A 22,924-nucleotide genomic window follows, 5' to 3' on the forward strand; every position below is an offset into this window, starting at 1 on the left:
GGTTCACCGGGTGTTCGCGTGTCCGCAGGGTGACCGCCGTCACGTTCCGGACGGGGCGGGCGATAGGGTCGCAACCATGCGTCGCGCCAAGATCGTCTGCACCCTCGGCCCGGCTGTCTCCAGCCCCGAACGCATCCGTGCGCTCGTCGATGCGGGGATGGACGTGGCCCGGCTGAACCTCTCCCACGGCGAGTACGCCGACCACGAGGAGATCTACCGCTCCATCCGCCGGGCCAGCGACGAGACCGGTCACGCCGTCGGGATCCTCGTCGACCTCCAGGGGCCGAAGATCCGCACGGGTCGCTTCTCGGGCGGTCCGGTGAGCCTGCCCACCGGCTCCGAGTTCACCATCACGACGCGGGAGATCGACGGCACCCCGACCGAGGTCGGCACGACCTACAAGGGCCTGCCCGGCGACGTCCGCCCCGGTGACGCGCTGCTCATCGACGACGGCAAGGTCGCGCTCGAGGCCGTCGAGGTCACCGCCACCGACGTCCGCTGCCGGGTCACGGTCGGGGGCACCGTCAGCAACAACAAGGGCATCAACCTTCCCGGTGTCGCGGTGTCCGTCCCCGCCCTGTCCGAGAAGGACAAGGAGGACCTGCGCTGGGCGCTGCGCCTGCGCGCCGACATGATCGCGCTGTCCTTCGTGCGGTCGGCCAAGGACCTCGACGACGTCTACGAGGTGATGGACGAGGTGGGCGTGCGGCTGCCCGTCATCGCCAAGATCGAGAAGCCCCAGGCCGTCGACAACCTCGCCGAGATCATCGCCGCCTTCGACGGGGTCATGGTCGCGCGCGGCGACCTCGGCGTCGAGCTGCCGCTCGAGGAGGTGCCGCTGGTCCAGAAGCGCGCCATCGAGATTGCCCGCCGCAACGCCAAGCCGGTCATCGTCGCCACCCAGGTGCTCGAGTCGATGATCGAGAACCCCCGCCCCACCCGCGCGGAGGCCTCCGACGCGGCGAACGCGGTCCTCGACGGCGCGGACGCGCTCATGCTGTCCGGCGAGACCAGCGTGGGCGCCTACCCGATCGTCGCCGTCGAGACGATGGCCCGCATCATCGAGAGCACCGAGGAGCATGGCCTCGACCGCATCCTCCCGCTCGGCACCAAGCCGCACACGATGGGTGGCGCCGTGTCGGCCGCCGCGGTCGAGATCGGCGAGCTGCTCGGCGCGAAGTACCTCATCACGTTCACCCAGTCCGGTGACACGGCCAAGCGGATGTCGCGCGTCCGTCCGCGCATCCCCATGCTGGCCTTCACGCCGGAGGCGCACACCCGCTCGCGGCTCGCCCTCGCGTGGGGCATCGAGACCTTCCTCGTGCCGATGGCCCGGCACACCGACCAGATGGCGCGCCAGGTCGACAAGACCCTGCTCGCCGACGGCCGCGTCAAGGAGGGCGACCTCGTCGTCATCGTCGCCGGCTCGCCCCCCGGCATCCCCGGCTCCACCAACGCCCTTCGCGTCCACAAGATGGGTGACGCGGTCAACAAGGTCGCGCCCGCCTACGAGGACCTCGAGGACTGACGCCGCGAGGGGTGCCAGCGGGTGGCGGGCACCGCCCCCACCCGCTTGTATGCTGCTCCCGCACCTCCGCCGGCCCGTCCGGCGAGCTGCGCCGAAGTGGTGGAATGGCAGACACGGAGCACTCAAAATGCTCTGCTCGAAAGGGCGTGCGGGTTCGAGTCCCGCCTTCGGCACCACAGACCTCCCACTCTCGCCGTGGAGCACCGGTCTCGCCCAGTGGGGCGTCCCCACGCCGGGCACGCAACATGCCGTTAACGTGCGTCCCATAGGCTCAGTCCTGTGAGCGAGACCCAGTCGACGACGACCACCACCAAAGCCCCCACGCGGATCCTCGTGGCGGAGGACGAGGCGCTGATCCGCCTCGACCTCGCCGAGATGCTGGCCGAGCTCGGTTACGAGGTCGTCGGGCAGGCGAGCAACGGCGAGCAGGCGGTCGAGATGGCCAAGGAGCTCACGCCCGACCTGGTGATCATGGACGTGAAGATGCCCGTCATGGACGGCATCACCGCAGCCGAGGAGATCGGCTCGGCGAAGATCTGCCCCGTGGTGATGCTCACCGCCTTCAGCCAGACCGAGCTGGTGGAGCGGGCGCGCGACGCCGGCGTGATGGCGTACATCGTCAAGCCGTTCACGGCCTCCGACCTCGCGCCGGCCATCGACATCGCCCGGCACCGCTGGACCGAGGTGAAGGCGCTCGAGAGCGAGATCGCCGACCTCGGCGAGCGGCTCGAGACGCGCAAGGCCGTCGACCGGGCCAAGGGCATCCTCATGAAGAAGCTGAAGATCTCCGAGGCGGAGGCGTTCCGATGGATCCAGAAGACGGCGATGGACCGTCGCCTGGGCATGCGCGAGGTGGCCGAGGCCGTCGTCACCGGCATGGACAAGGCCTGACCGGTGCCGGCAGTGGTTCGCGCGGCCTCGGCGGCCGACGCGCAGGCGCTGGCCGGCGTCGCCGCGGCGACCTTCGCCCTGGCCTGTCCACCGCACGTGACGCCGGAGGCCATCGCGACCTTCATCGCCAACGTGCTGTCGGAGGAGCGGTTCGTCGAGTACCTCGCCGACCCCGCCCGTGACCTGTTCCTCGCCGAGGACGGCGGCACGGCGACGGGCTACGCCATGCTCGTCACGGGGGAACCGTCCGACCCGGACGTACAGGCGGCGCTGAGCCTGCGGCCGACGTCGGAGCTGAGCAAGATCTACGTGCTGCCCGACCAGCACGGCGGCGCCACCAGCAGGCTCCTGATGGCGGCCGCCCTCGACGCCGCTCGCGCCAGGGGGTCCGGGGGCGCCTGGCTCGGGGTCAACCAGCTCAACGAACGCGCTCAGCGGTTCTACGCCAAGAGCGGGTTCACGCAGGTGGGCACCAAGCGGTTCCTCGTGGGGGACCGGTACGAGGACGACTACGTGTTCGAGCAGCCGTTGTGACGCTCGCCCGGGCGGCCGAAACGGCCTCCTGATCCGAGGGCCGTCGCGACGAAATGCCAGTGGTCGCAAGCAAGCCCATTCACTTGCACGGAGCAGTTCTGTTGAAGACTTCACTAATGGAGCGCGGTGGCTCTAGAGTCCTACTCCTGGCGCGTTCCTGGAACGGCCAGCGGCCCTCGGGGGAGCCGCGCACACACGAGTCAGACCGTCGATGATGGAGGAACCGGTGAGCCGTCCCGCGATCAGCGTCAAGCGTGTGCGCGAGGACGAGCAGCGAGCGTTCACCGAGCTGTGGATGTCGGCCCGGGTCGAGGCCGGGGTCAGCCCGGAGGTCGCTGCCCGAGCCGCGTCGGAGGGCCGCGTCGCCGCCGCCCTGGGCCGTGAGGACGTCAGGGCCTACGTCGCGATGGCGGACGGGCGCGCGGTCGGGTTCGCCGTCGCCGCCACGAGCCCCTTCTCAGCGCTAACCGAGGCTCCCTGCGTGACGATCGACCAGCTGTACGTCGTGCCCGAGTCGCGCAAGCACGGCGTCGCGCGCCAGCTCATGGGTGCCGTCACGGTCTACGCCGACTCGCGCGGGTGCGAGCAGATCGGCTGCAACGTGCCCGCGCAGCACCGCGAGGCCAACCGCTTCTTCGCTCGCCTGGGCTTCAGCTCGCAGGTGGTCCGACGGATCACCACGGTGGCCGCCCTGCGCCGGCGACTGGGCACCGACGAGCAGCGCACGCACTCGCTCGAGGCGCTGCTGCACCGTCGCCGGTCGCTGCGGGCACGGGCCGCCCAGTCGGCCAACCGCCTGGCCGGCTGACTGGGTCAGCTCTGGGGCCTGGCGATCCCCAGCCGGGTCGTCGGCACCCCGGGCAGGACGGTGCCGGCGGTGATGCCGCAGCGCTTCTCGAGGATCTCGCCGAGGACGATGCGGTAGTCCGTCGTGGCGTTGAGGTCGCCGGCGAGGAGCTTGTCCGGAGTCAGGCCGGGCCAGGTCCCGTAGACCTTGCCCCCGTTGACGCCGCCGCCCATGACGAACGAGACGTTGCCGTACCCGTGGTCCACGCCGCCGGAGCCGTTCTCCGCCACGCGACGGCCGAACTCCGAGAGCGTCACGAGCGTGACCTTGTCGCCCGCTGCCCCCAGGTCGGTGTTGAACGCGGCGAGCGCCTTGCCGACCTCCGTGAGCTGGTTGTACATCCACCCGCCGTCGGAGCGTCCGAGGTTGACGTGCATGTCCCAGTTGCCGGAGTCGATGGTCACCGCTCGCAGGCCCACGCCGGCCTTGATGAGGCGGGCTGCATCGCGCAGTGCGTCGCCGAGCGCGCCATACGGGTATGCCGCGCCACCGGCAGGCGTGTAGGGGGTGCTGGTCAGCGCGGTGGTCGTGCCGACCGTGCTGAGTGCGGTGTTCGCCGGTCCGGCGAGCTGCGCGGGCGCACCGGCGTAGAGGGCGCCGAGCGCCTTGGTCCACCGGCTCATCTCGGTGGCGTCCCACGCGCCGGCCAGGTCGAAGCTGTCCAGGCTGCGCATGGCGAGCTCGACCGTGGGGCCCATGAGGGAGCGCGGGGCGCTGGTCGACGCGAGCGAGGTCGCGGCGAAGGGACCGGGGGTCGTGGTCGCGCCGACCATGCGGTCCAGCCAGCCCGTCCGCAGGGAGGACCCGGGGGCGGCGCGCTCCATCTCGTCCATGTCGGTGAAGTGCGACCGCGTGGGGTTGGGCTGGCCCACCGCGTGCACCATGGCCAGGCGACCGGACGTGAACAGGGGCAGAAGGGGGGCCAGTGCCGGGTGGAGGGCGAAGCGCGCGTCGAGCTTGAGCCCGCGGGACTGGGGGACGGCGATGTTGGGCCGGGCCTCGTAGTACGCGGCGTCGCCGACGGGTGCGACCGCGGTGAGGCCGTCGAAGCCGCCGCGGAAGGACAGCACGACGAGGGTGTCACCGGTGTAGCCGGCGTCGGCGAACGTCAGCTGCGTCGCGGCCTCGGCCGAGGTCGAGCCGAGGGTGAGGGCGCCGGCGGCGCCGAGCCCGGAGGCGGCGAGGAAGCCGCGGCGCGAGAAGCCGGTGTCCCTGATGGTGCGGACGAAGTCGGGGCAGCCGCAGGCGTCAGCTGACGGGGGGCCGGGGGCGGCACCCTCGACGGGGACGGGCGCGGTGCCGGGCAGGGTGGTGTGGGTCATCAGGGCCTCAGCGGGTTGCGAACTCGGGGGAGTCGAGGATGAGCGCGACGACGTAGGGCAGGCGCCAGCCGAGGGCGGCGTCGTTCGCGGACAGGGTCGTGGCAGCGGTCTTGTCGAGGAACGCGCAGACCGCGTCGCGCTTGGCGGCGGGCAGCGGTGCCTGGGTGAGGCGCTGCGCGAGGGCGTCCACGTACGCGCCATACGTCGCGGGTGCGGTGGTGGGGAGCAGGGTCCGGAGGGCCGGGTACTTCACCTTGGTCGTGGCGGGGTCGGAGGCCGTCCACGTCTGGTACATGTGGAAGTTCCAGGTGGTCAGGGTGGTGCCGGCCCCGGCCCAGGCAGGCGCCACGTCGGGGTAGCCGTTCGGCGCGGGCCACCCCATGGGGGCCTGTCCCGCGGTCTGGGCCATCCACAGCAGGTCGTTGAGCCAGCCGGGGAGGTCGGCCCCGGGCTGGGCGCCGAGGACGCGGACCGCCGAGACGATGTTCTCGAGCGGTCGCTTGGTCTTCTGGCCCGCAGAGGCGGAGAACTCCGGGGAGGTGAGCAGTGCCCGCAGCACCGGGGCGATCTGGGTGTCGTTGGCGAGGTAGACCTGGGCCAGCCGGTCGATGAGCGTCGTCGGCGGGGTGTCCGACACGAAGCGGACCGCGAGCTTGGTGACGATGCGGCGGGCCGTCTTCGGGTGCCGGGCGAGGTAGTTGAGGTAGGACTCCACGACCGGGGTCCCGGCGGGCGAGGCGTTGTCGTTGCTCCAGGTGAGCAGCGAGACCTTGCCGCGGTAGTGCCGCATGTCGCGCCAGAGGTACTCGCCGGTCTCGAAGTCGATGCCCATGCCCGTGAGGACCAGGGCGGACCGGCGGATGTCGGACTCCCGGTATCCGCCGTCGACACCGACGGTGTGCAGCTCGAGCAGCTCACGGCCGAAGTTCTCGTTGGGGGACCGCTTGGTGGAGAACGCGTTGTCGAGCTGCTGCAGCATCGCGGGGTGCTTGGCCGCCGCGACCAGCATGTCGGAGTACCGGCCGAGGGCGTTCCGGCGGATCACGTCGAGGTGGTAGCGGTGCAGGCTGTCCCACGCGTCGCCCCATGGGCCGGTGACGACGAGGTGGTTGGTCCAGAAGTCCACCATCACCTCGAGCAGCTGGCGCTTGGACCAGATCGCGCGGGCCAGGTAGGCCTGGATGACGGCGTAGCCGGCGTCGCCGGTGCTGTCGGGGTAGTACTTGTCCCGCACGCCCCAGATCCGGCTGTTGAGGATGGGCCACTGGGTGGTCACCAAGGAGTCCATCGCGGTGTCGGGGACGGCGGTCAGGGGGCTGAGCTGGGCGTCGATCCAGGCGGTCGTTCCCTTGGCCGCGATCTCGGCGACCAGGGCGGGGGTGGCGCCCCACGACGCACGCCGGGCCAGGTGCAGGGCGGGGCTGGGTGCGGCGACGGCGGTGGCTCCAGCGGTGGCCCTGGCCGTCGAGGTGGATGAGGTGTAGGCGACGCCCTTCCGGGGGGTGTAGGCGCGGTCGATCGTGGCGGGGGCCGGGTCGTGCGCGGTGACAGGGGGTTTGGCCAGCTGCTGGGGGAGGGGGCGCTGCGTGATCGGGTTGGCGACGGTCGGGGCGGTGTAGGTGCTGGGGGACCGGTGCGGGGCGACGGCGTCGACCGCCGCGGCCGCCACGGCGCCCACGGCGCCGCGTCGGGTGACCTTGGCCCCGGCCGGCTCGGTCCGGGCGTCGGGGAGGGGGCCGGTCGCGGTGGGGGGTGACTGGGGGGAGTCGGTGGCGACGGCCGAGCGGTTGCGGATGATGCTGGGGGGCACGTCGTCGATCGTCTCCCGCGCGTCACGGGGGCGTCGTCACCCGTTCGGGCCGTTCGACGGGGGACCAACGGACGGCTTCCCAGCCCACTTGACCGGCCCTTGACCTTGCGCTGACCACGCCCTGACGAAGCGGGTCGAAATGTCGGGTTTCGGGGGTCAGGCCCCGGGTGCCGCCGCCCGCACCAGGCAGGTGATGCGGCAGGTGCAGATGCGCCGTTCCTGCTCGTCGGTGATGACGACCTCGTACGACGCGAGGGTGCTGCCGAGCGAGAGCGCCGTCGCGGTCCCGGTGACGAACCCGGAACGCGCCGCCCGGTGGTGCGTCGCGTTGATGTCCAGGCCCACCGCGATCCGCTCCGGACCGGCGTGCAGCGCCGCTCCGATGGAGCCGAGCGTCTCGGCCAGGACCACCGAGGCCCCACCGTGCAGGAGGCCGTACGGCTGGGTGTTGCCGGCGACCGGCATCCGGCCGACGACCCGGTGCGGGGTGCCCTCGAGCACCTCGATCTGCATCCGGTGCAGGAGCGAGTCGGGGTTCATCGCCTGCATCGCCGCGAGGGCGGGGCCGAAGTCGTCGGTGGTCTCGGGGGTGTCACTCATAACCAATAGGCTGCCATGCGTGAGTCGCCTCCTGCTCCTCGACGGACATTCCCTCGCCTACCGGGCCTTCTTCGCGCTGCCGGTCGAGAACTTCTCGACCAGCACCGGTCAGCACACCAACGCGGTCTACGGCTTCACGTCGATGCTGATCAACGTGCTGCGCGACGAGCAACCCACCCACCTCGCCGTCGCGTTCGACGTGAGCCGCAAGACGTTCCGCAGCGAGGAGTACGCCGAGTACAAGGCGACCAGGTCCGCGACCCCCAGCGAGTTCCAGGGCCAGGTGGCGCTGGTCCGTGAGGTGCTCGACGCGCTGAAGATCAAGCACGTGCAGCTCGACGGCTTCGAGGCCGACGACGTCATCGCGACGCTGACCACCCAGGCGACCGCGCAGGGGATGGACGTCGTCATCTGCACCGGCGACCGTGACGCCTTCCAGCTCGTGACCGACAAGGTGACCCTGCTGTACCCCGTGCGCGGTGTCTCCGAGGTCTGGCGGATGGACCCCAAGGCGGTCGAGGAGAAGTACCTCGTGGCGCCGGAGCGCTACAGCGACCTCGCCGCCCTCGTCGGGGAGACCAGCGACAACCTGCCCGGGGTCCCCGGTGTCGGACCCAAGACCGCGGCCAAGTGGCTCGGGCTCTACGGCGACCTGCAGGGCGTCGTCGCGCACGCCGACGAGATCAAGGGCAAGGCGGGGGAGTCGCTGCGCGAGCACCTCAACGGCGTCCTGCGCAACCGCCGGCTCAACCACCTCCTCACCGACCTCGAGCTGCCGGTCACCATCGACGAGCTCGAGCGGCAGAACTGGGACCGCGACCAGGTCCACACGGTCTTCGACAGCCTCGAGTTCAGGGTGCTGCGCGATCGCCTCTTCGAGTACCTCGAGGCGCCGCAGGAGGAGGCCGAGCACGGCTTCGACCTCGAGGGGAGCGTGCTCGCCCCCGACGAGGTGGCCGGCTGGTTGCAGGAGTATGCCGCCGCCGGGGCCCGCGTCGGCGTGCACGTCGTCGGCAGCTGGGGTCGCGGCACCGGGGACGCCACCGCCCTCGCGCTGGCCACCGACGGTGACGCAGCCGCATACGTCGACCTCGCGGCGCTCGACCCGGCCGGGGAGGCGACTGTCGGGGCCTGGTTGGCTGACCCGATGCGGCCGAAGGTGCTGCACGACGCGAAGGGTCCGCTGCTCGCCCTGGCGGCCCGCGGCTGGGCGGTCGACGGCATCGAGACCGACACGGCGCTCGCGGCCTACCTGGTCCGGCCCGACCAGCGCTCCTACGACCTGTCCGACCTGGTGCTGCGGCACCTCGGCCGCGAGCTGCGCGCCGAGACCGCCGACAGCGGCCAGGGGCTGCTCGACTTCGGCGACGACCAGGACACCGGGGCGCAGGAGTCGATGGTCCGGGCCCGCGCCGTCCTCGACCTCGCGGCGTCGCTGGCCGAGCAGCTGGAGGCCACCGGGGGCACCTCCCTGCAGCGCGACGTCGAGCTGCCGCTGGAGCACGTCCTCGCCGGGATGGAGCGCACCGGCATCGGGGCCGACACCGAGACCATGACCGGGCTCGAGGCCGACTTCGCCGCCAAGGTGCGCGAGGCCCAGGAGGACGCCTACGACGCGATCGGAGGCGACCAGATCAACCTCGGTTCGCCGAAGCAGCTGCAGGTGGTGCTGTTCGAGACGCTGGGGCTGCCGAAGACGCGGCGCACCAAGACCGGGTACACCACGGACGCCGACGCGCTGACCGACCTGTTCACCAAGACCGAGCACCCGTTCCTCGAGGCGCTGCTGCGCCACCGTGACGCCTCCCGCCTGCGGGTCACCGTCGAAGGGCTGCTGAAGTCGGTGGCCGACGACGGCCGCATCCACACGACGTACCAGCAGACGATCGCCGCCACGGGTCGTCTCAGCTCGACCGACCCCAACCTCCAGAACATCCCGATCCGCACCGACGAGGGCCGCCGCATCCGCGAGGTGTTCGTCGTCGGTGAGGGGTACGAGTCGCTGATGTCGGCGGACTACAGCCAGATCGAGATGCGGATCATGGCGCACCTGTCCGGCGACGAGGGGCTCATCGAGGCGTTCCGGACGGGGGAGGACCTGCACCGGTTCGTCGGCTCGCGCGTCTTCCACGTCGAGCCGCAGGACGTCACGTCGGCGATGCGCTCCAAGGTCAAGGCGATGTCGTACGGCCTGGCCTACGGCCTGTCGGCCTTCGGCCTGTCCAAGCAGCTCACCATCTCGACCGGTGAGGCGCAGGGGCTCATGGACGAGTACTTCGCCCGGTTCGGTGGTGTGCGCGACTACCTGACCGAGGTCGTCGCCGAGGCGCGGGGCACGGGGTACACGCAGACCATGCTCGGGCGCCGCCGGTACCTGCCCGACCTGACCTCCGACAACCGCCAGCGCCGCGAGATGGCCGAGCGGATGGCACTCAACGCGCCGATCCAGGGCTCGGCCGCCGACATCATCAAGCTCGCCATGCTGCGGGTCGACAAGGCCCTCACCGAGTCGGGTGCCCGGTCGCGCCAGCTCCTCCAGGTCCACGACGAGCTCGTCCTCGAGATCGCCCCGGGCGAGCGGGACGACGTCGAGGCGCTGGTCCGCCGTGAGATGGGCGGGGCCATGGAGATGGACGTCCCGCTCGAGGTGAGCGTCGGCGTCGGCCGTTCCTGGCACGACGCCGCCCACTGAGGCGAGGATGGTGCCTCCGCGGCCGGACCTCCAGCAGGACCCGAACTCCTCGGTCGACCGTGTCCGGAGGGTCGGCCGGTGGGGCGTGCTCCCCGCCACCCTCGTGAGTCTGGCCCTGGCCCTCGTGGTCTGTGGCCGTTCGTTGGGGCGCGGGGTGTACCTCTACCGCGACTTCGTGACCGTCCCGGAGCTCGCGCGCGGCGGGGGGTTGCTCGGCGGTGACGGCGAGCCGCCGCGCGCCGTCCCACTCGACGCCGTCATGGCCGGGCTGTCACCCCTGCTGGGGACGGGGGTGCAGCAGCAGGTCATGCTCGTCGCGACCCTGTTCCTCGCCGGGACCGGTGTGGCTGTGCTGCTCCGACGGCGCGGGACGGCCGCCATGGTCGCCGGCGCCGCCGTCGCCACCTGGAACCCCTTCGTTGCCGAGCGGCTGGCCCTGGGCCAACCGCCCACCCTGCTCGCGTACTCGATGACGCCCTGGCTGGTCGCCGCCGTTCGCTCGCGGCTCTCGACATCGCGCGCGCTCCTCCTCGTGCTCGGCTGCGCCCTCCCCGCGGCGCTGACTCCCTGGGGGTCACTCGTGGCCGCGTTCGTCACCATCGGGGCCAGCCTGGCCACCTCGTGGAGGCGGCGGCTGATCTGGGTGGGCGGTGTCACCGTGCTGTCCGTCCTGTGGTCCCTGCCCTGGCTCGTGCCAGCCCTGGCCAGCTCCACGGGTGGGGCCGACCCCGACGGCGCGCGTGCCTTCGCCCTGCGGTCCGACTCGGCGCTCGGGCTGGTGGGCTCGGCACTCACCATGGGAGGCAGCTGGGCCGCGGCCACGGTGCCGGGGTCGCGCACCTCCGTGGTCGGGGTCGCCGCCTCGGTGTTCCTCGTGGCCGCCTCGCTCGTCGGCCTGGTGGTGCTGACTCGCAGGTCCGGGCGCTCCGCGGGGCTCTTGGCCGGTGCGGCCTGGCTGGTGCCGGTGGCAGTGGCAGTCGTCCTCGCTGGATCCGCGCTCGAGCTCTTCTCGAGCTTGCAGCAGGTGCCAGGCGTCGCGATCGGAAGGGACACCCACCGGTGGCTGGGACTCAGCGCCGTCGCCAGTGCAGTCCTCGTCGGGGTGGCCGTCGGTGAGCTCGCGTGGCGCACGCGGTCCCGCCCGGGAACGACGCCGCGCCGAAGTGCCTCGCTCGTGCCCGGAGTGGTCGGGGCCGTGGTGGTCCTCTCCGCGGCGGTCCTCAGCGTGCCCGACCTGCCCTCGGTCGTCTCCGGGGGATACCGCCCGGTCACCCTGCCGTCGGACTGGGCGCCGATGGTGCGCGCCGCGGAGGGGGCAGCAGGCCGCGGGCGAGTCCTCGTGCTCCCCTTCGAGACGTTCCGGCGGACCCCGTGGGTGGGTGACCAGCCGTTCCTCGACCCCACCCCAAGGGCACTCGGCGTCCCGGTGGTGGTGTCCCGTCAGCTCGTCGTGGCGCGAGGACAGCAGCGGTGGACCGTCGACGACGACGTGGTCACGAGTGCCGAGCTCGGCCTCGGGGCGACGCCCGGCGGACCCGATCCGGTCCAGCTGCGACGGCGGGGGATCACCGCGGTCGTCGAGTGGCTGGACAGCCCGGGGGCTCGCTGGAGGAAGACCGACGGGCTGGTGACGGTGTTCGACGGCCCACACTTCCGCGTGTGGGCGGTGACACGCGGGGGGTGAGAAATCCCCGAAGGATTGCGCGAAAGGCAGAACCAGCCGGTAACCTCTGCGCAACACCACCGAGCCTGGAGGCCATCGAGCATGAAGTTCTTGCGACGCGACGAGCGCGGAGCCGTGTCGTCTGCCGCAGCCATCACCCTCCTCAGCGTCGTCATCGGTGGTGGTGCCGCCACAGCAGCCGTCTTCGGCGTGATCAGTGCGAACGGCCCGAAGGACAGCACGGCTATCGTCGACGGCAAGAAGGACATTGTGCCGCCGGAGGACCTGCTCAATTACGGCGGCTAGTCAGCCCCGTACGCTCTCGGAGCGGGCGTCGGTTAGCGTGATCGGCGCCCCTCGTCGCGTCACGTGGTCCAAGAGGACCTCCCAGTGCTGCGCCGTGCCCACCCAGGTGAACTGGCGCGCGTAGTCACGCGCGCGATCGCCCAGATCGGCGCGCAGCCCAGCGTCGGCGAGGAGCGCGGACACGGCCCGGGTCATGGCGTCGAGGTCGTCGACCAGCATGCCGGTGCGGCCGTCGATGATCGACTCCGACAACCCTCCCGCATCTGAGTACGCCACGGTCGGCACCCCGTGGCTGGCGGCCTCCACGACGCAGAGCCCCCAGCCCTCCTTGACGCTGGGCGCAAGCGCGACCCAGGCGCTCGAGAGCTCGGCGTGCTTGGTGGTCTCGTCGACGAACCCGAGGAGGGCGACGTCGTCCTCGACCCCCGAGGCGTGGGCGTGCTCGGCGATACGGTCGTGCCACCAGCCGTGGCCGACGACGCGCAGCCGCAGGCCTGGGTGGGTGGGCCGCAGCCGGGCGACCACGTCGATCGCGTGCTCGACGCGTTTGTGGGGGACGAGCCGGCCCAGGACGATGAGGGTCGGGTCGGCGGCTCGCGCGACCCCCAGGGCCAGTGGGGCGTCGGTCCCGTTGTGGATCACGGCGATGTGCGCACCGGTGACGCCGAGGTCCACGAGCTCGTCGCGGGTGCGGCCGGACACGGCGACGTACTGACGGGACCGGTAGACCCGCGGCGCGATCCTCGACTCGATGAACCACCCCACGCGCGCCGCGACCGGGCCGAACACGACCGGCCACTGCTCCCGGTGGACGTGGTGCACGAGGACGACGACGGGGGTGCGGGTCCAGAGTGACGAGAAGAACGGGATGCCGTTCTGGGTGTCCACCACCGCGTCGTACGCCCCGCGGGCGGCTTCGTCCCGGCGCAGCGCCCGCATCGCGGCGGCATACACCGTGAGGCGGCCGCCCTGGCGCCGAAAGGTGACCCCGCGACGCACCTCGGTGGCCCGGGCGTCGCCGTGGGCGGCGCAGTAGAACGTCACATCGTGGCCGCGCGCGGCGAGGTGCTCGGCAACGGTCTCGAGGTAGTGCTCGGCGCCGCCCCCCTCAGGGTGCGTGAAGTCGCGCCAGCTGAGGAACGCGAGACGCACGTGTGCACATCCTCACAACGGTGGGAGTTGGGCATGTTGACTGATGGGTAACCGTAGCGGCACTAGGGTTCAGGGCGTGGTCGAGTCGGGCGATGTCGCTGTGCAGCCGTACCCCAGGGGATCCCTGCGCAGGACCATCGAACTCTTCCGGGCCTTCCTCGTCGAGCAGACCGACCCCGACCGTTTCTACTCCACCCTGGCCGTCGACTCGGTGGCCGAGGTGCAGCGCTGGAGCAGCCTGGAGGGTGCGACGGTCATCGACATCGGCGGTGGTCCCGGGTACTTCGCCGACGCCTTCGCGGCCGCGGGCGCGCGGTATGCCGGGGTCGAGCCGGATGTGGGGGAGCTGACCGCACGGGGGAAGGTCGGGTCCAACGCGGTCCGCGGTTCGGGTCTGCAGCTCCCGCTCGCGTCGGCGAGCGTGGAGGTGGCCTACTCGAGCAATGTCCTCGAGCACGTCCCCGACCCCGAGGCGATGGCTGCCGAGATGCTGCGCATCACGCGTCCCGGCGGAGTCGTGGTCCTGTCCTGGACGCCCTGGCTCTCTCCCTGGGGTGGCCACGAGACGTCGCCGGGGCACTACCTCGGTGGCCGCTGGGCCGCCGACCGGTATGCCGCGAAGCACGGCAAGCGACCCAAGAACGACTTCGGACGGTCCCTGTTCGCCTGCTCGGTGGGTCGGATGATGCGCTGGGTGCGGTCCGTCGAGGCCGCCGGCCAGGTGTCGGTCGTCGAGGTGTTGCCGCGGTACCACCCTTGGTGGGCCAGGTGGGTCGTCCGTGTCCCCCTCGTCCGTGAGGTTGCGTGCTGGAACGCCGTCGTCGTGCTCCGCAGGAGCGGCTCGTGACCGCTGCCACCCCGTCGGTGCGGCACCGCTCATGGCTGGACCTGTTCGCCCAATCCGCCGTCCTCGTCGCTTTCTGCGTCGTTCAGACCCCGCGCTGGGTCGTGCCGGACACCAAGCTCGACCTCACCGTGGCCCCCGGGGCGTTGCTGACCCGGGCGTTCACGCTCTGGGATCCCCAGGCGGCCGCGGGACAGCTGCAGAACCAGGGCTACGGCTACCTCTTTCCAATGGGGCCGTTCTTCTGGCTTGGTGAGGTCGTCGGGCTGCCGGACTGGGTGGTGCAGCGCCTCTGGTGGTGCGTCATCCTGCTCACCGCTTTCCACGGCATGCGCCTGCTCCTCGAGCGGCTGGGGGTAGGCACCCCCGTCTCGCGGCTGGTCGCGTCCTTCGCCTTCGCCCTGGCCCCACGGATGCTGGAGGGCCTGGGTGCCGTGAGCTCGGAGATCTGGCCGATGGCCCTGGCCCCCTGGGTGCTGCTGCCCCTGGTCGCCGTGGCAGACGGCGACGAGCGCCGGGCGGCTGCCCGCTCTTCGGTGGCCTTCCTCTTCGCCGGCGCGGTCAACGCCGTCGCCACCCTCGCATTGCTGCCGCTACCCCTGTGGTGGCTGCTCACCCGTCGCAGTCCGCGGCGGTGGCCTCTCTTCGCTTGGTGGGCGGCCGGCATCACGGCGGTGTCCCTGTGGTGGGCCCTCCCGCTCGTGCTGCTCGGACGGTACAGCCCGCCGTTCCTGGACTGGATCGAGTCCAGTGCGGTCACCACGTCGGGGGCCTCGACCACCGAGGCCCTGCGCGGCACCACCCAGTGGATCGCCGCGATCAACGGCGCCAGGGGGCCGCAGTGGCCGGCCGGGTGGCAGATCCTCACGGCCGCTCCGGTCGTCGGGCTCGGGCTGGCGCTCGCCGCCGTCGGCCTCTGGGGCGTGTGGATCGCGGACCGGCGCTGGAGCCTGTTCGTGCGGGGCGGCCTGGCCGGAGGCATCCTCTTGGTGACGCTCGGGCGGGTGGCTGCCGGGACCGGGCCGCTGGCCCCGGTGTTCGGCGACCTGCTCGACGGTCCGCTGGCGCCGTTCCGCAACACGCACAAGTTCGAACCCGTGATCCGCGTCGTGCTGTGCATCGGACTGGCCCACGCCATACCGGTGGCCACGGCAGCCCTTCGACGGGCGGGGAGCCGACTGCCCCAGGTCGTCCAGATGGTGGCGGTCCTCGCCATCGTCGCGCAGGCCGCTGCTCCCGCCCTGCAGGGCGTCAGCCAGCGGGGTCAGTTCATCGCTGTGCCCGACTACTGGAAGGAGTCGGCGAACTGGCTCCGGGACCACCGCGGTCCGGGCCGCACCCTGGTCCTGCCCGGCGCCTCCGCGCCGGCGTCCTACTGGGGCGACCCCCGCGACGAGCCCCTGCAGCCGTTGGCGGGAAGCCCGTGGATGGTGCGTGACGCCGTCCCGCTGGGTTCGGCGGGTGCCACCCGGGTCCTCAACGACATCGAGGCACGGGTGGCGTCCGGCTACGGCGGGCGCGAGCTCGCCAACGAACTGTCGCGGCTCGGTGTGAGCCGCGTCCTCCTGCGTTCGGACCTCAACTACCGCGTCACCGGTGCGCCCTCCCCGGCGGTCGTCGGCGCGGCCCTCAAATCCTCGGGAGCCACTCCGGTCAAGGCGTTCGGACCGCCCGTCGGCGGGAGCCCGTCCACGGCCCTCGCGGTAGACGGGGGACGCGAGACGACGACGCCCGCCATCACGATCTACGACCTCGCCCCGACGTCCATCGCGCCCACGGCGACCACCGCGGCTGCGACGACCAAGGTCGTGACCGGGGGACCCGAAGGCGTGGCGCTGCTGCCGGATCCCTCCGTCCCGACGGTGCTCGCCTCGGACCGTTCCTCACTTGCGGCGGCCGGATTGGCGGACGCCCCCCAGATCCTCACCGACACCCTGCAGCGGCGCGAGGCCGGCTTCGCCTCAGTCCGCCAAAACTACGGGCCCCTGCTGGCCCGCGGTGAGGAGTACCGCGCGAACCGTCGGGTGCATGACTGGCTCATGCCGTTCCTGCCGCTCGGGAGCCAGCTCGCAGCCCTCCAGACTGTGCTTGAGGTGGTGGGGGCCCGTGACGTCGCGGCGACGAGCTCGCTGGCTGTGCCGGACCTCGGTCAGGGCCGCGACCTCACGAGGGTGCCCGAGAGCGCCTTCGACTCCAGTGCCGACACGATGTGGGAGAGCGCGGGATTCCGCCCCGCCGGACAGCAGATCTCGGTCACCTGGGCCACTCCCGTCGCCGTCCCCGCGACGATGTCGGCGCTGTTCGACATGGCGCGCGGCGCGGACGTCGCGGCGGTCACGATCTCCACGGATCGCGGGACTGTCCGCACCCCGATCTCGAGCCCCGACGTAGCCGCCACGGACGCCGCGCGGTATCCCGTGCAGCTGTCGGCGCCGGTCGGGACCTCGCGGCACCTGACGCTCACCATCGCCGAGGTTCGCCCGGGTCGTCCGACGGTCCGGATCCGCGACATCGGGCTCGGGAGCCTGCCCCGGGTCGAGACCTGGCAGCGCCTGGCCGACCCCACGGCGTCGACGGTGTCGGACGTCTTCCTGCAGGCCTCGCCGTCCCGCGTCCCCGCGTGCGTGCCCGACGTCCAGGGGTCGCCGGTCTGCGTGCCTGACCGGGCGGTCATCGCGGACGGTGAGACGGACCTGCGTCGGATCTTCAGGCTCCCGGCGGGAGCCACGTTCTCCGGTTCGGGGACGGTCGTCCCGCGGGACGACGCGGCGACCCGGCGGCTTCTCGCCCGCGGCGACAAGATCTCGGTCAGGGCCTCGACGTCCTGGCTGCCCGGGGCGCAGACGGCTCCGGCCCTGGCCGTCGACGGCGACGAGCGCACGTACTGGGCGGCCGATCCCGTCGACAAGCGGCCGTCGCTCACGGTGACCTTTCCCGCGCCTCGGGAGGTGTCGGGGGTCACCCTCACGACCGCTGCCACGATCACCGGGCGACGACCCACGGCGGTCGAGGTCACCGTGAACCGTCACGTGTACGCCCGGGCGGTGGGTGAGGACGGCACAGTGAGGATCCCGACGACCCGGGCGGCGAAGGTAGCTGTGGCCGTGACCGCGTCCACGCCGCTGGTGTTCCAGAACGGGCTGACCCGCACTCCCGCGCCGGTGGTCGTGGGCGACCTGAACGTGCTCGGCACTCCCTTCCCGGCGGCCGACCAGGACCTCGTTGCCGTTCCGTGCGGATTTGGGCCCCGGCTCCAGGTGAACGGCACCGAGTACGCCACCCGGGTCCAGGGGTCGCGCTCCGCCCTCGTCAACGGTCAGCCGCTCGACCTGACCGTGTGCTCGCCCGTGCGCCTCGGGACGGGTGAGCAGCGGTTGCGGGTGCTCGCCTCGCAGGAGTTCGGCCTGCGCACCTTTGCGCTGACGACGTCGCCCCCGTCGACCAGCGCCTTGGCGACCTCGCCCGGCTCGTCGGCGAGCCTGCGCACGCAGAAGTGGTCGGCGACCTCGCGCGAGCTCGTTACCGGGGCCACGCCGGCGCCCTCGCTGCTCGTCGTCCGGGAGAACCAAAACACGGGCTGGGCCGCCTCCGCGCCGTCGGGCGACCTCGCCGCCGTGAGCGTGGACGGCTGGGCGCAGGGGTGGGTGGTCCCCGCAGGACGTGGCGGCGCGGTCGACCTGTCCTTCGGCCCGCAGGTGCCATTCAGGCTGTCGCTGCTGCTGGGACTGGTGACCGCTCTCGCCGCGGTCGCCCTGGCCCTCGCGCGTCCGAGGCGTGGTCGGGAGGACCATGTCCGGCCGGAGGTGCTTTCGGAGGTGTCCGCCCCTGTCCTGCCGCTGGTCGCGGCCGGTGCCGTCGTAGTCGTCCTCGTCTCCGGCTGGTGGGGTCTGCTGGCCGTCGTCCTGGCGATCGCGCTCCGGCACCTGCCGACATCGGCGCGGACCTGGGGTTTCGTGGCGCTGGCCACCGGCTGGGTCCTGTGGTCGGCCTCCGCGCCGTGGCCAGATACCGGGGCGACGAACCGAGGACTGGCGTCGCAGCTTCTCGCGGCGGCCCTGCTGGCCGTGGTGGTCTTGCCGAGACCCCTGTCGCGCCAGAGGTCTCCCGGCTCTCAGGCTCGCTGAGGACGCGAGGGTGCGCGGTCCCGCACCCAGGCCTGGACCGGCGACTCGAGGACGTGCCAGCTCGCCGCCGAGAGGGCGATGGTGGGGACCAGGGTAAGGATCAGTGTGGTCCAGAAGTGGCCGTTGAACAGGGGGTAGCCCAGGACGTTCCGGACCGCGAACATCACCGGGAGGTGCCACAGGAACACGCCGTAGCTGATCTTCCCGAGGTAGCCCATCACGCGGCTGGCGAGCACGGGCGAGAGGGGGGTGGTCGCGCCGACCGCCGACGGCGCGACGACGAGGAAGGCCACGATGCCGTACCCGAGGTGCTTGAAGGTCTGTTCACCCGTCGTGGGAGGCCGCAGGTCGTAGGGCCCGGCGAGACGGGTGGTGAGCACCCAGAGGACGGCTGCGGCGATCACCCACAGAGAGGTGGGCGACCGGCGCATGGCCGTCGTCAAGAGAGTCCAGCGTTCCGGAGTCGAGGTGAGAACCGCCAGCAGCATCCCTGCGGCGAACCAGTCGAGGGTCGCCGGCAGCGTCTGGAGCCAGGTGTACCCGCTCGGGAGGACGTGCTCGGCACCCCAGCGGAAGACCTGCGCGGCGAGCGCGAGGGCGACTATGGCGGCCACCTCGGCCCGCGGCCCGCGACCGCGGCAGACCCGCACGATCACGGCCGCGAGGGCGGGCAGCGCCAGGTAGAACATCACCTCGGCAGACAGACTCCACAGCTGCGCGAGTCCGGGGAGCAGCCACGACTGCTTCAGGCTCTGCAGCTGGAGCAGGTTGGCCACCCAGTGGCCGGGGGACGCAGCGCGGGCTGCCGGCACGAGCAGCGGGGTGACGGCGAGGACGACGAGCCACGCGGGCACCAGCCGGGCCGCCCGACGGGCGAAGAAGGTCCGGATCTCGTGTGTCCTGCCGAGTCCGGCGTTCGCGCGCGCGTGCGGCCGGTAGAGCAGGAACCCGCTCAGCACGAAGAAGACGGCCACCCCGATGTCCATGCGGGCGAGGAAGCCCGGGAGCACGTCACGTCCGATGGCTCCGGACATGAACCCGGCGTGGGTGAGCAGCACGGCGGCGGCGGCCACGGCACGCAGGCCTTCGAGCTCCTGGACGTGTCGCGGGCCCGACGAGGCTCCGGTGCTGGTCGCGGTGGTCGGGGCGCCCGAGGTGTCCGTCGGGGTCGTCACCGGGCCACCTTCTCGGCGACTACGACCGAGGCGCCGGTGATGCAGACGCCCGAGTCGGGACGGCTGCGCGACAGCGTCAAGCTCGACACCCGGACGTTCGGGGGCAGGGGAAAGGCCACCATGTGCGGCCCGCGCTGGAGCTCGGGGCTGCCGTGGGCGACGACGGGGGAGCTGACGCCGGTGTCTCCGGTCACGGTGGCGGAGACCCGGGTCGTGTCGGAGACCAGGAGGCGCATCTGCAGCAGCGCCCCACGGTAGTAGGGCACGGGGTTGGCGAACCGGACGGTGACGGTCTTCGACCCGGCGAGCAGGCCGTTGCCGCAGAAGTCCTCGCGTTCGTTGATGGCGGTCGCCACGGCCTTCAGCCGCGCGGTGACCAGGTGTCCGTCCCTGTCGACGATCCGGGGCGTCGAGTCGAGGCGGACGGTCTCTGTGTCCGGGTGCAGCAGGGCTACCAGGCTGGCCGACGAGAAATCGGGCTGGACCCAGGCCGGCACCACGGAGTCGGGGACCGGGGTGGGGATGATGGGGGCCCGGTTGGTCGCGAGGTCCTTGGCGAGGGTGTCGACGTACTGCGTGTTCGTCGAGGTGTGCCAGCGGACCGCGAACCGTGACCAGGACGTCGCGAAGCAGACGCCGACCGCGAGGGCGGCGACCAGCCCGGCCCTGGCGAGGCGCCGGGTGCGACGTGCCGACGTGGCGCCGCTCGTGGTCGACGCTGTGCCGGCGGTGGACCGGCCGGTGAGGACCGCTCCGAGCGCGGCGGCGAGGAAGACCGCGAGCAGGACGCTGACGTCGGAGTAGAGCCGCAGGTCGTCGACGGAGCGGACGTCGGCACGGCTGACCCGGCCGACGTACACCAGGACGTAGACGGGGAGGACGTAGCTCAGCACGAGCACGAACACCCGCCATGGCCGCTCCCTGGTGTCGGAGGGCGCCCGCTTTCGACCGACCAGGAAGGCCAGGAGCAGGACGGCAGCCACCGCCACGAGCGACACGACCACGAACCAGGCCGGGGTGGTCGCGAAGCTGTACGTGGGGCCCGCGGTCCGCCACACGAGGGGCCCGCCGAGGAGCCCGGGGACCGTGTTGACGAACACCGACCGCATGGTGCTCGCGACGAACCCGGCGGCGCTCGGGGACCCGGTGCTGGCGTGGTCGTACTCGCCGGATCCGTAAAAGGCCAAGAACAGGAGGTTCACACCGGCGAGGGGCGCGAGCAGCACCAGGGCCCGACGGAGCCGCTGGAGCCGGGGGCCGGAGGTGGAGTAGAGCAGGACGCCGGCGGCCGCCACGACCGCCACGACTAGGGCGCGTTCGGAGAAGCACAGTCCCAACGCGGTCGCGCCGACGCAGACGGCGGCCCAGGTGAGCCGGCCGCCCCGCACGACGCGGAGGGCGGCGTCGACGGCCACGAGCACGCAGGTCAGGGCGACCAGGGTCGTGAGGGCCTGGCGGTACCACGCCAGCGCGGGCACGATCGAGGTGCCAAAGAGTCCGAGGGACAGCCCGACGAGGGCGGCCCGTCGGTCTGGGACGAGCAGCTCCAGCAGGCGCCAAAGAGCGACGCCGAGGGCTGCCGCCACCACGAGGGTGACTACTGCGGCCGGTCCATGGGCCAGCGGCCAGTACGTGGCCTGGAGCCAGTCCACGGTGCGCGCGCCGGGGGAGAGGTGCGTGCGGTTGCTCTCCACGATGAACGGCCAGATCCCGCGCCCGGTGGCATACGCCTGGGCGCGAAAGTCGTCGATGTACAGTCCGCCAGGGACTACGAGGTATGCCGTCGCCAGCACGAACGCCGCGATCACCACGCCCGCGGCGCGTTGCGTCCCAGTCGACCCCTTTAGCGCCGTGAGCCCTGCGAGGCCGGCGGGGTCGGGGCGGACAGCGGGCACGTCCGAGCCATCCGGGTTTTCGGGGGACGGCGACGCTGCCGTCGAGCTCCCGGTGCGAAGCGTTGAGTCCATGCCATCCGTTCATGAGTCGAAGCCGCGTTGGGCGCGCCCCGCCATATCTACACGTCGGCAGGCTACCCGCTGGTAGCGTGCGCTCACCTCAAATCGCAAGGAGATAGCCGGGATGCGCAAGGTGCTTGGCAGCGTTGCCATGGTGCTGGGAGTTCTGCTGTTGGTGCTCGGAGTGCTGGCCAAGCCAGTGCTTTACCAGGGCCTCGCCACAGTGAAGCTAGACCAGCGTTCGGAGTCGACGTCGCAAGGATCGGGGATGTCGGCGCTGTACGCGCATGAAGTCAACGGTTCGGCTGTCTTCGACAAGCTCCAGAACGTCAATCTGAAGAGCACCCGCGAGGTGATCGGCATCCCTGGCCGCGTCAAGGCCAAGGGCACCCAGGACGACCAGGCGTTCTGGCAGACCACGGTCAAGTCGCAGGCGGAGATCGACGGCAAGTGGACCGACCTGAGCTACAGCAACGAGGGCGTCTCGTTCAACCGCAAGACGGGCACGGCGACGAACTGCTGCGGCGACTACAAGTCCGCCGGTGACCTCGACGACCCGTCGAAGCTGGTGCCGGTCGACCACAAGGGCAACTTCTTCAAGTTCCCGTTCGACGTCCAGAAGAAGTCCTACTCGTGGTGGGACGGGGACCTCGGCAAGGCGACGGACATGCAGTTCGTCCGCGAGGAGAAGATCGAGGGCCTGAACACCTACGTCTTCCGCCAGATCATCGACAAGGCGCAGGTCGCCCAGCGCGAGGTCCCCAAGGCCATCTTCGGCGACTCCGCGTCCGGCAACGTCCCGGCGTCCGTCATGTACGGCAACGTCCGCACGCTGTGGATCGAACCGCACACCGGTGTGCTCATCAAGGGCCAGGAGCAGGTCGACAAGTCGTTGGTGGCCGCCGGCTACGACGAGGTCCCGACGACGCTCGGCACCATCGGCTACAGCGACGCGACGGTGAAGAAGAACGTCGAGGACTGGTCGAGCAAGGGCGCCCTGCTGGGCTTCATCGGTGGCGCGCTCACGCCGGTGGGCATCGGGCTCGGGATCCTGCTCATCGCCCTCGGGCTGGTCCTCACCCTCGGTGGCGGCCGCCGGGGCCGCCGGGAGGCCTGACCCCCGCGAACAGCGAGGAAGGGCCCGGTCGGAGATCCGACCGGGCCTTTCTCGTTGCACCCGTGCCGTGCGCCCCCGTGGGGTCTGCCCCATGAGGGGGCCGTCGGGTCGGCGGAGTGGCTGCTCCCTGCCGACCCGACGGCCCGGGGAGGTGCCGGTGCGAGGCGTCCCGCCTGTGGGGGATGGCGTGGGCGCCTCGTCCGGTCACGGACGGATTCGTCGTCTTTCAGGTATAGCGCCACTTCGGCGTTTTGTCTCGGCGAACCTGCGAATGGTGCCGGGTGCGCCCGTCTGCGCACGGTCGCCGTGGCCCTCGTCCGGAGGTGGACGCGCCGAGGCCCCGGTCCCGTTCGGGACCGGGGCC

The 22,924-nt window shown here is 71.7% G+C and carries 16 protein-coding genes and 1 tRNA gene; 11 read left to right on the forward strand and 6 right to left on the reverse strand.

Going from position 1 to position 22,924, the window contains the following annotated elements:
• Positions 1–76 precede the first annotated feature (76 nt).
• From pyk to ASD62_RS00485, 5 genes are all read left to right on the forward strand, one after another.
• Entirely contained in the window at positions 77–1,528 is a 1,452-nt protein-coding gene (gene pyk / locus ASD62_RS00465) for a pyruvate kinase (protein ID WP_056914280.1), read from the forward strand.
• A 90-nt stretch (positions 1,529–1,618) separates the two neighbouring features.
• Positions 1,619–1,704: transfer RNA gene (locus ASD62_RS00470), tRNA-Leu, on the forward strand.
• Positions 1,705–1,807: 103 nt separating this feature from the next.
• Entirely contained in the window at positions 1,808–2,419 is a 612-nt protein-coding gene (locus ASD62_RS00475; protein ID WP_056914281.1) for an ANTAR domain-containing response regulator, read from the forward strand.
• A 3-nt stretch (positions 2,420–2,422) separates the two neighbouring features.
• Positions 2,423–2,953: a GNAT family N-acetyltransferase gene (locus tag ASD62_RS00480; RefSeq protein WP_056914282.1), complete on the forward strand. Its 531-nt coding sequence runs from the start codon at positions 2,423–2,425 to the stop codon at positions 2,951–2,953.
• A gap of 226 nt (positions 2,954–3,179) precedes the next feature.
• A complete protein-coding gene (locus ASD62_RS00485) occupies positions 3,180–3,761 on the forward strand; it encodes a GNAT family N-acetyltransferase (RefSeq protein ID WP_056914283.1) in 582 nt (193 codons plus the stop codon).
• Between the two features lie 5 nt (positions 3,762–3,766).
• Here ASD62_RS00485 and ASD62_RS00490 read toward each other — a convergent pair whose 3' ends face one another.
• The 3 genes from ASD62_RS00490 to ASD62_RS00500 all read right to left on the reverse strand — a co-directional run bounded on the left by ASD62_RS00490 (position 3,767) and on the right by ASD62_RS00500 (position 7,532).
• Positions 3,767–5,122: a DUF1501 domain-containing protein gene (locus tag ASD62_RS00490; RefSeq protein WP_082553083.1), complete on the reverse strand. Its 1,356-nt coding sequence runs from the start codon at positions 5,120–5,122 to the stop codon at positions 3,767–3,769.
• A gap of 7 nt (positions 5,123–5,129) precedes the next feature.
• Positions 5,130–6,932, reverse strand: a complete 1,803-nt coding sequence (locus tag ASD62_RS00495) for a DUF1800 domain-containing protein (protein ID WP_056914284.1) — start codon at positions 6,930–6,932, stop codon at positions 5,130–5,132.
• A 156-nt stretch (positions 6,933–7,088) separates the two neighbouring features.
• A complete protein-coding gene (locus tag ASD62_RS00500; protein ID WP_056914285.1) occupies positions 7,089–7,532 on the reverse strand; it encodes a PaaI family thioesterase in 444 nt (147 codons plus the stop codon).
• A gap of 19 nt (positions 7,533–7,551) precedes the next feature.
• Here ASD62_RS00500 and polA point away from each other — a divergent pair, with 19 nt between their 5' ends.
• The 3 genes from polA (at position 7,552) to ASD62_RS00515 (ending at position 12,193) form a co-directional block, all read left to right on the forward strand.
• Complete coding sequence (gene polA / locus ASD62_RS00505; RefSeq protein WP_056914286.1) at positions 7,552–10,224, forward strand: DNA polymerase I; 2,673 nt, start codon at positions 7,552–7,554, stop codon at positions 10,222–10,224.
• A gap of 85 nt (positions 10,225–10,309) precedes the next feature.
• Positions 10,310–11,908: a hypothetical protein gene (locus ASD62_RS00510; RefSeq protein ID WP_200956827.1), complete on the forward strand. Its 1,599-nt coding sequence runs from the start codon at positions 10,310–10,312 to the stop codon at positions 11,906–11,908.
• A gap of 81 nt (positions 11,909–11,989) precedes the next feature.
• A complete protein-coding gene (locus ASD62_RS00515) occupies positions 11,990–12,193 on the forward strand; it encodes a hypothetical protein (protein ID WP_056914288.1) in 204 nt (67 codons plus the stop codon).
• Here ASD62_RS00515 and ASD62_RS00520 read toward each other — a convergent pair whose 3' ends face one another.
• The gene (locus ASD62_RS00520; protein WP_056914289.1) at positions 12,194–13,345 is read right to left on the reverse strand and encodes a glycosyltransferase family 4 protein; all 1,152 of its coding nucleotides are present in this window, start codon (positions 13,343–13,345) and stop codon (positions 12,194–12,196) included.
• A 76-nt stretch (positions 13,346–13,421) separates the two neighbouring features.
• Here ASD62_RS00520 and ASD62_RS00525 point away from each other — a divergent pair, with 76 nt between their 5' ends.
• Both ASD62_RS00525 and ASD62_RS00530 read left to right on the forward strand, forming a co-directional pair.
• The gene (locus ASD62_RS00525) at positions 13,422–14,192 is read left to right on the forward strand and encodes a class I SAM-dependent methyltransferase (protein WP_235530592.1); all 771 of its coding nucleotides are present in this window, start codon (positions 13,422–13,424) and stop codon (positions 14,190–14,192) included.
• Positions 14,189–18,313, forward strand: coding sequence for an alpha-(1->3)-arabinofuranosyltransferase family protein (locus ASD62_RS00530; RefSeq protein ID WP_056914290.1), 4,125 nt, complete (start codon positions 14,189–14,191; stop codon positions 18,311–18,313). Before ASD62_RS00525 ends, ASD62_RS00530 begins: the two co-directional genes overlap by 4 nt.
• On the opposite strand, the gene ASD62_RS20250 is transcribed toward ASD62_RS00530, so the two are convergent.
• Both ASD62_RS20250 and ASD62_RS20255 read right to left on the reverse strand, forming a co-directional pair.
• On the reverse strand, positions 18,301–19,488 hold the full coding sequence (locus ASD62_RS20250; RefSeq protein ID WP_056914291.1) for an acyltransferase: 1,188 nt from the start codon (positions 19,486–19,488) through the stop codon (positions 18,301–18,303). The genes ASD62_RS00530 and ASD62_RS20250 overlap by 13 nt on opposite strands.
• On the reverse strand, positions 19,485–21,383 hold the full coding sequence (locus ASD62_RS20255) for a hypothetical protein (protein ID WP_162254739.1): 1,899 nt from the start codon (positions 21,381–21,383) through the stop codon (positions 19,485–19,487). Before ASD62_RS20255 ends, ASD62_RS20250 begins: the two co-directional genes overlap by 4 nt.
• Positions 21,384–21,594: 211 nt before the next feature.
• On the opposite strand from ASD62_RS20255, the gene ASD62_RS00545 reads away from it, so the two are divergent.
• Entirely contained in the window at positions 21,595–22,560 is a 966-nt protein-coding gene (locus ASD62_RS00545) for a DUF3068 domain-containing protein (RefSeq protein ID WP_235530742.1), read from the forward strand.
• Positions 22,561–22,924 lie beyond the last annotated feature (364 nt).

Source organism: Phycicoccus sp. Root563 (genome assembly GCF_001427915.1).
In the GTDB taxonomy this organism is placed as follows: Bacteria; Actinomycetota; Actinomycetes; order Actinomycetales; family Dermatophilaceae; genus Pedococcus.

Bases quoted from the DNA above. Each gene is read 5' to 3' on its own strand.
- pyk (WP_056914280.1), top strand. From the start codon at position 77: ATGCGTCGCGCCAAGATCGTCTGCACCCTCGGCCCGGCTGTCTCCAGC.
- ASD62_RS00490 (WP_082553083.1), bottom strand. From the start codon at position 5,122: ATGACCCACACCACCCTGCCCGGCACCGCGCCCGTCCCCGTCGAGGGT.
- ASD62_RS00500 (WP_056914285.1), bottom strand. From the start codon at position 7,532: ATGAGTGACACCCCCGAGACCACCGACGACTTCGGCCCCGCCCTCGCG.
- ASD62_RS00515 (WP_056914288.1), top strand. From the start codon at position 11,990: ATGAAGTTCTTGCGACGCGACGAGCGCGGAGCCGTGTCGTCTGCCGCA.
- ASD62_RS00545 (WP_235530742.1), top strand. From the start codon at position 21,595: ATGGTGCTGGGAGTTCTGCTGTTGGTGCTCGGAGTGCTGGCCAAGCCA.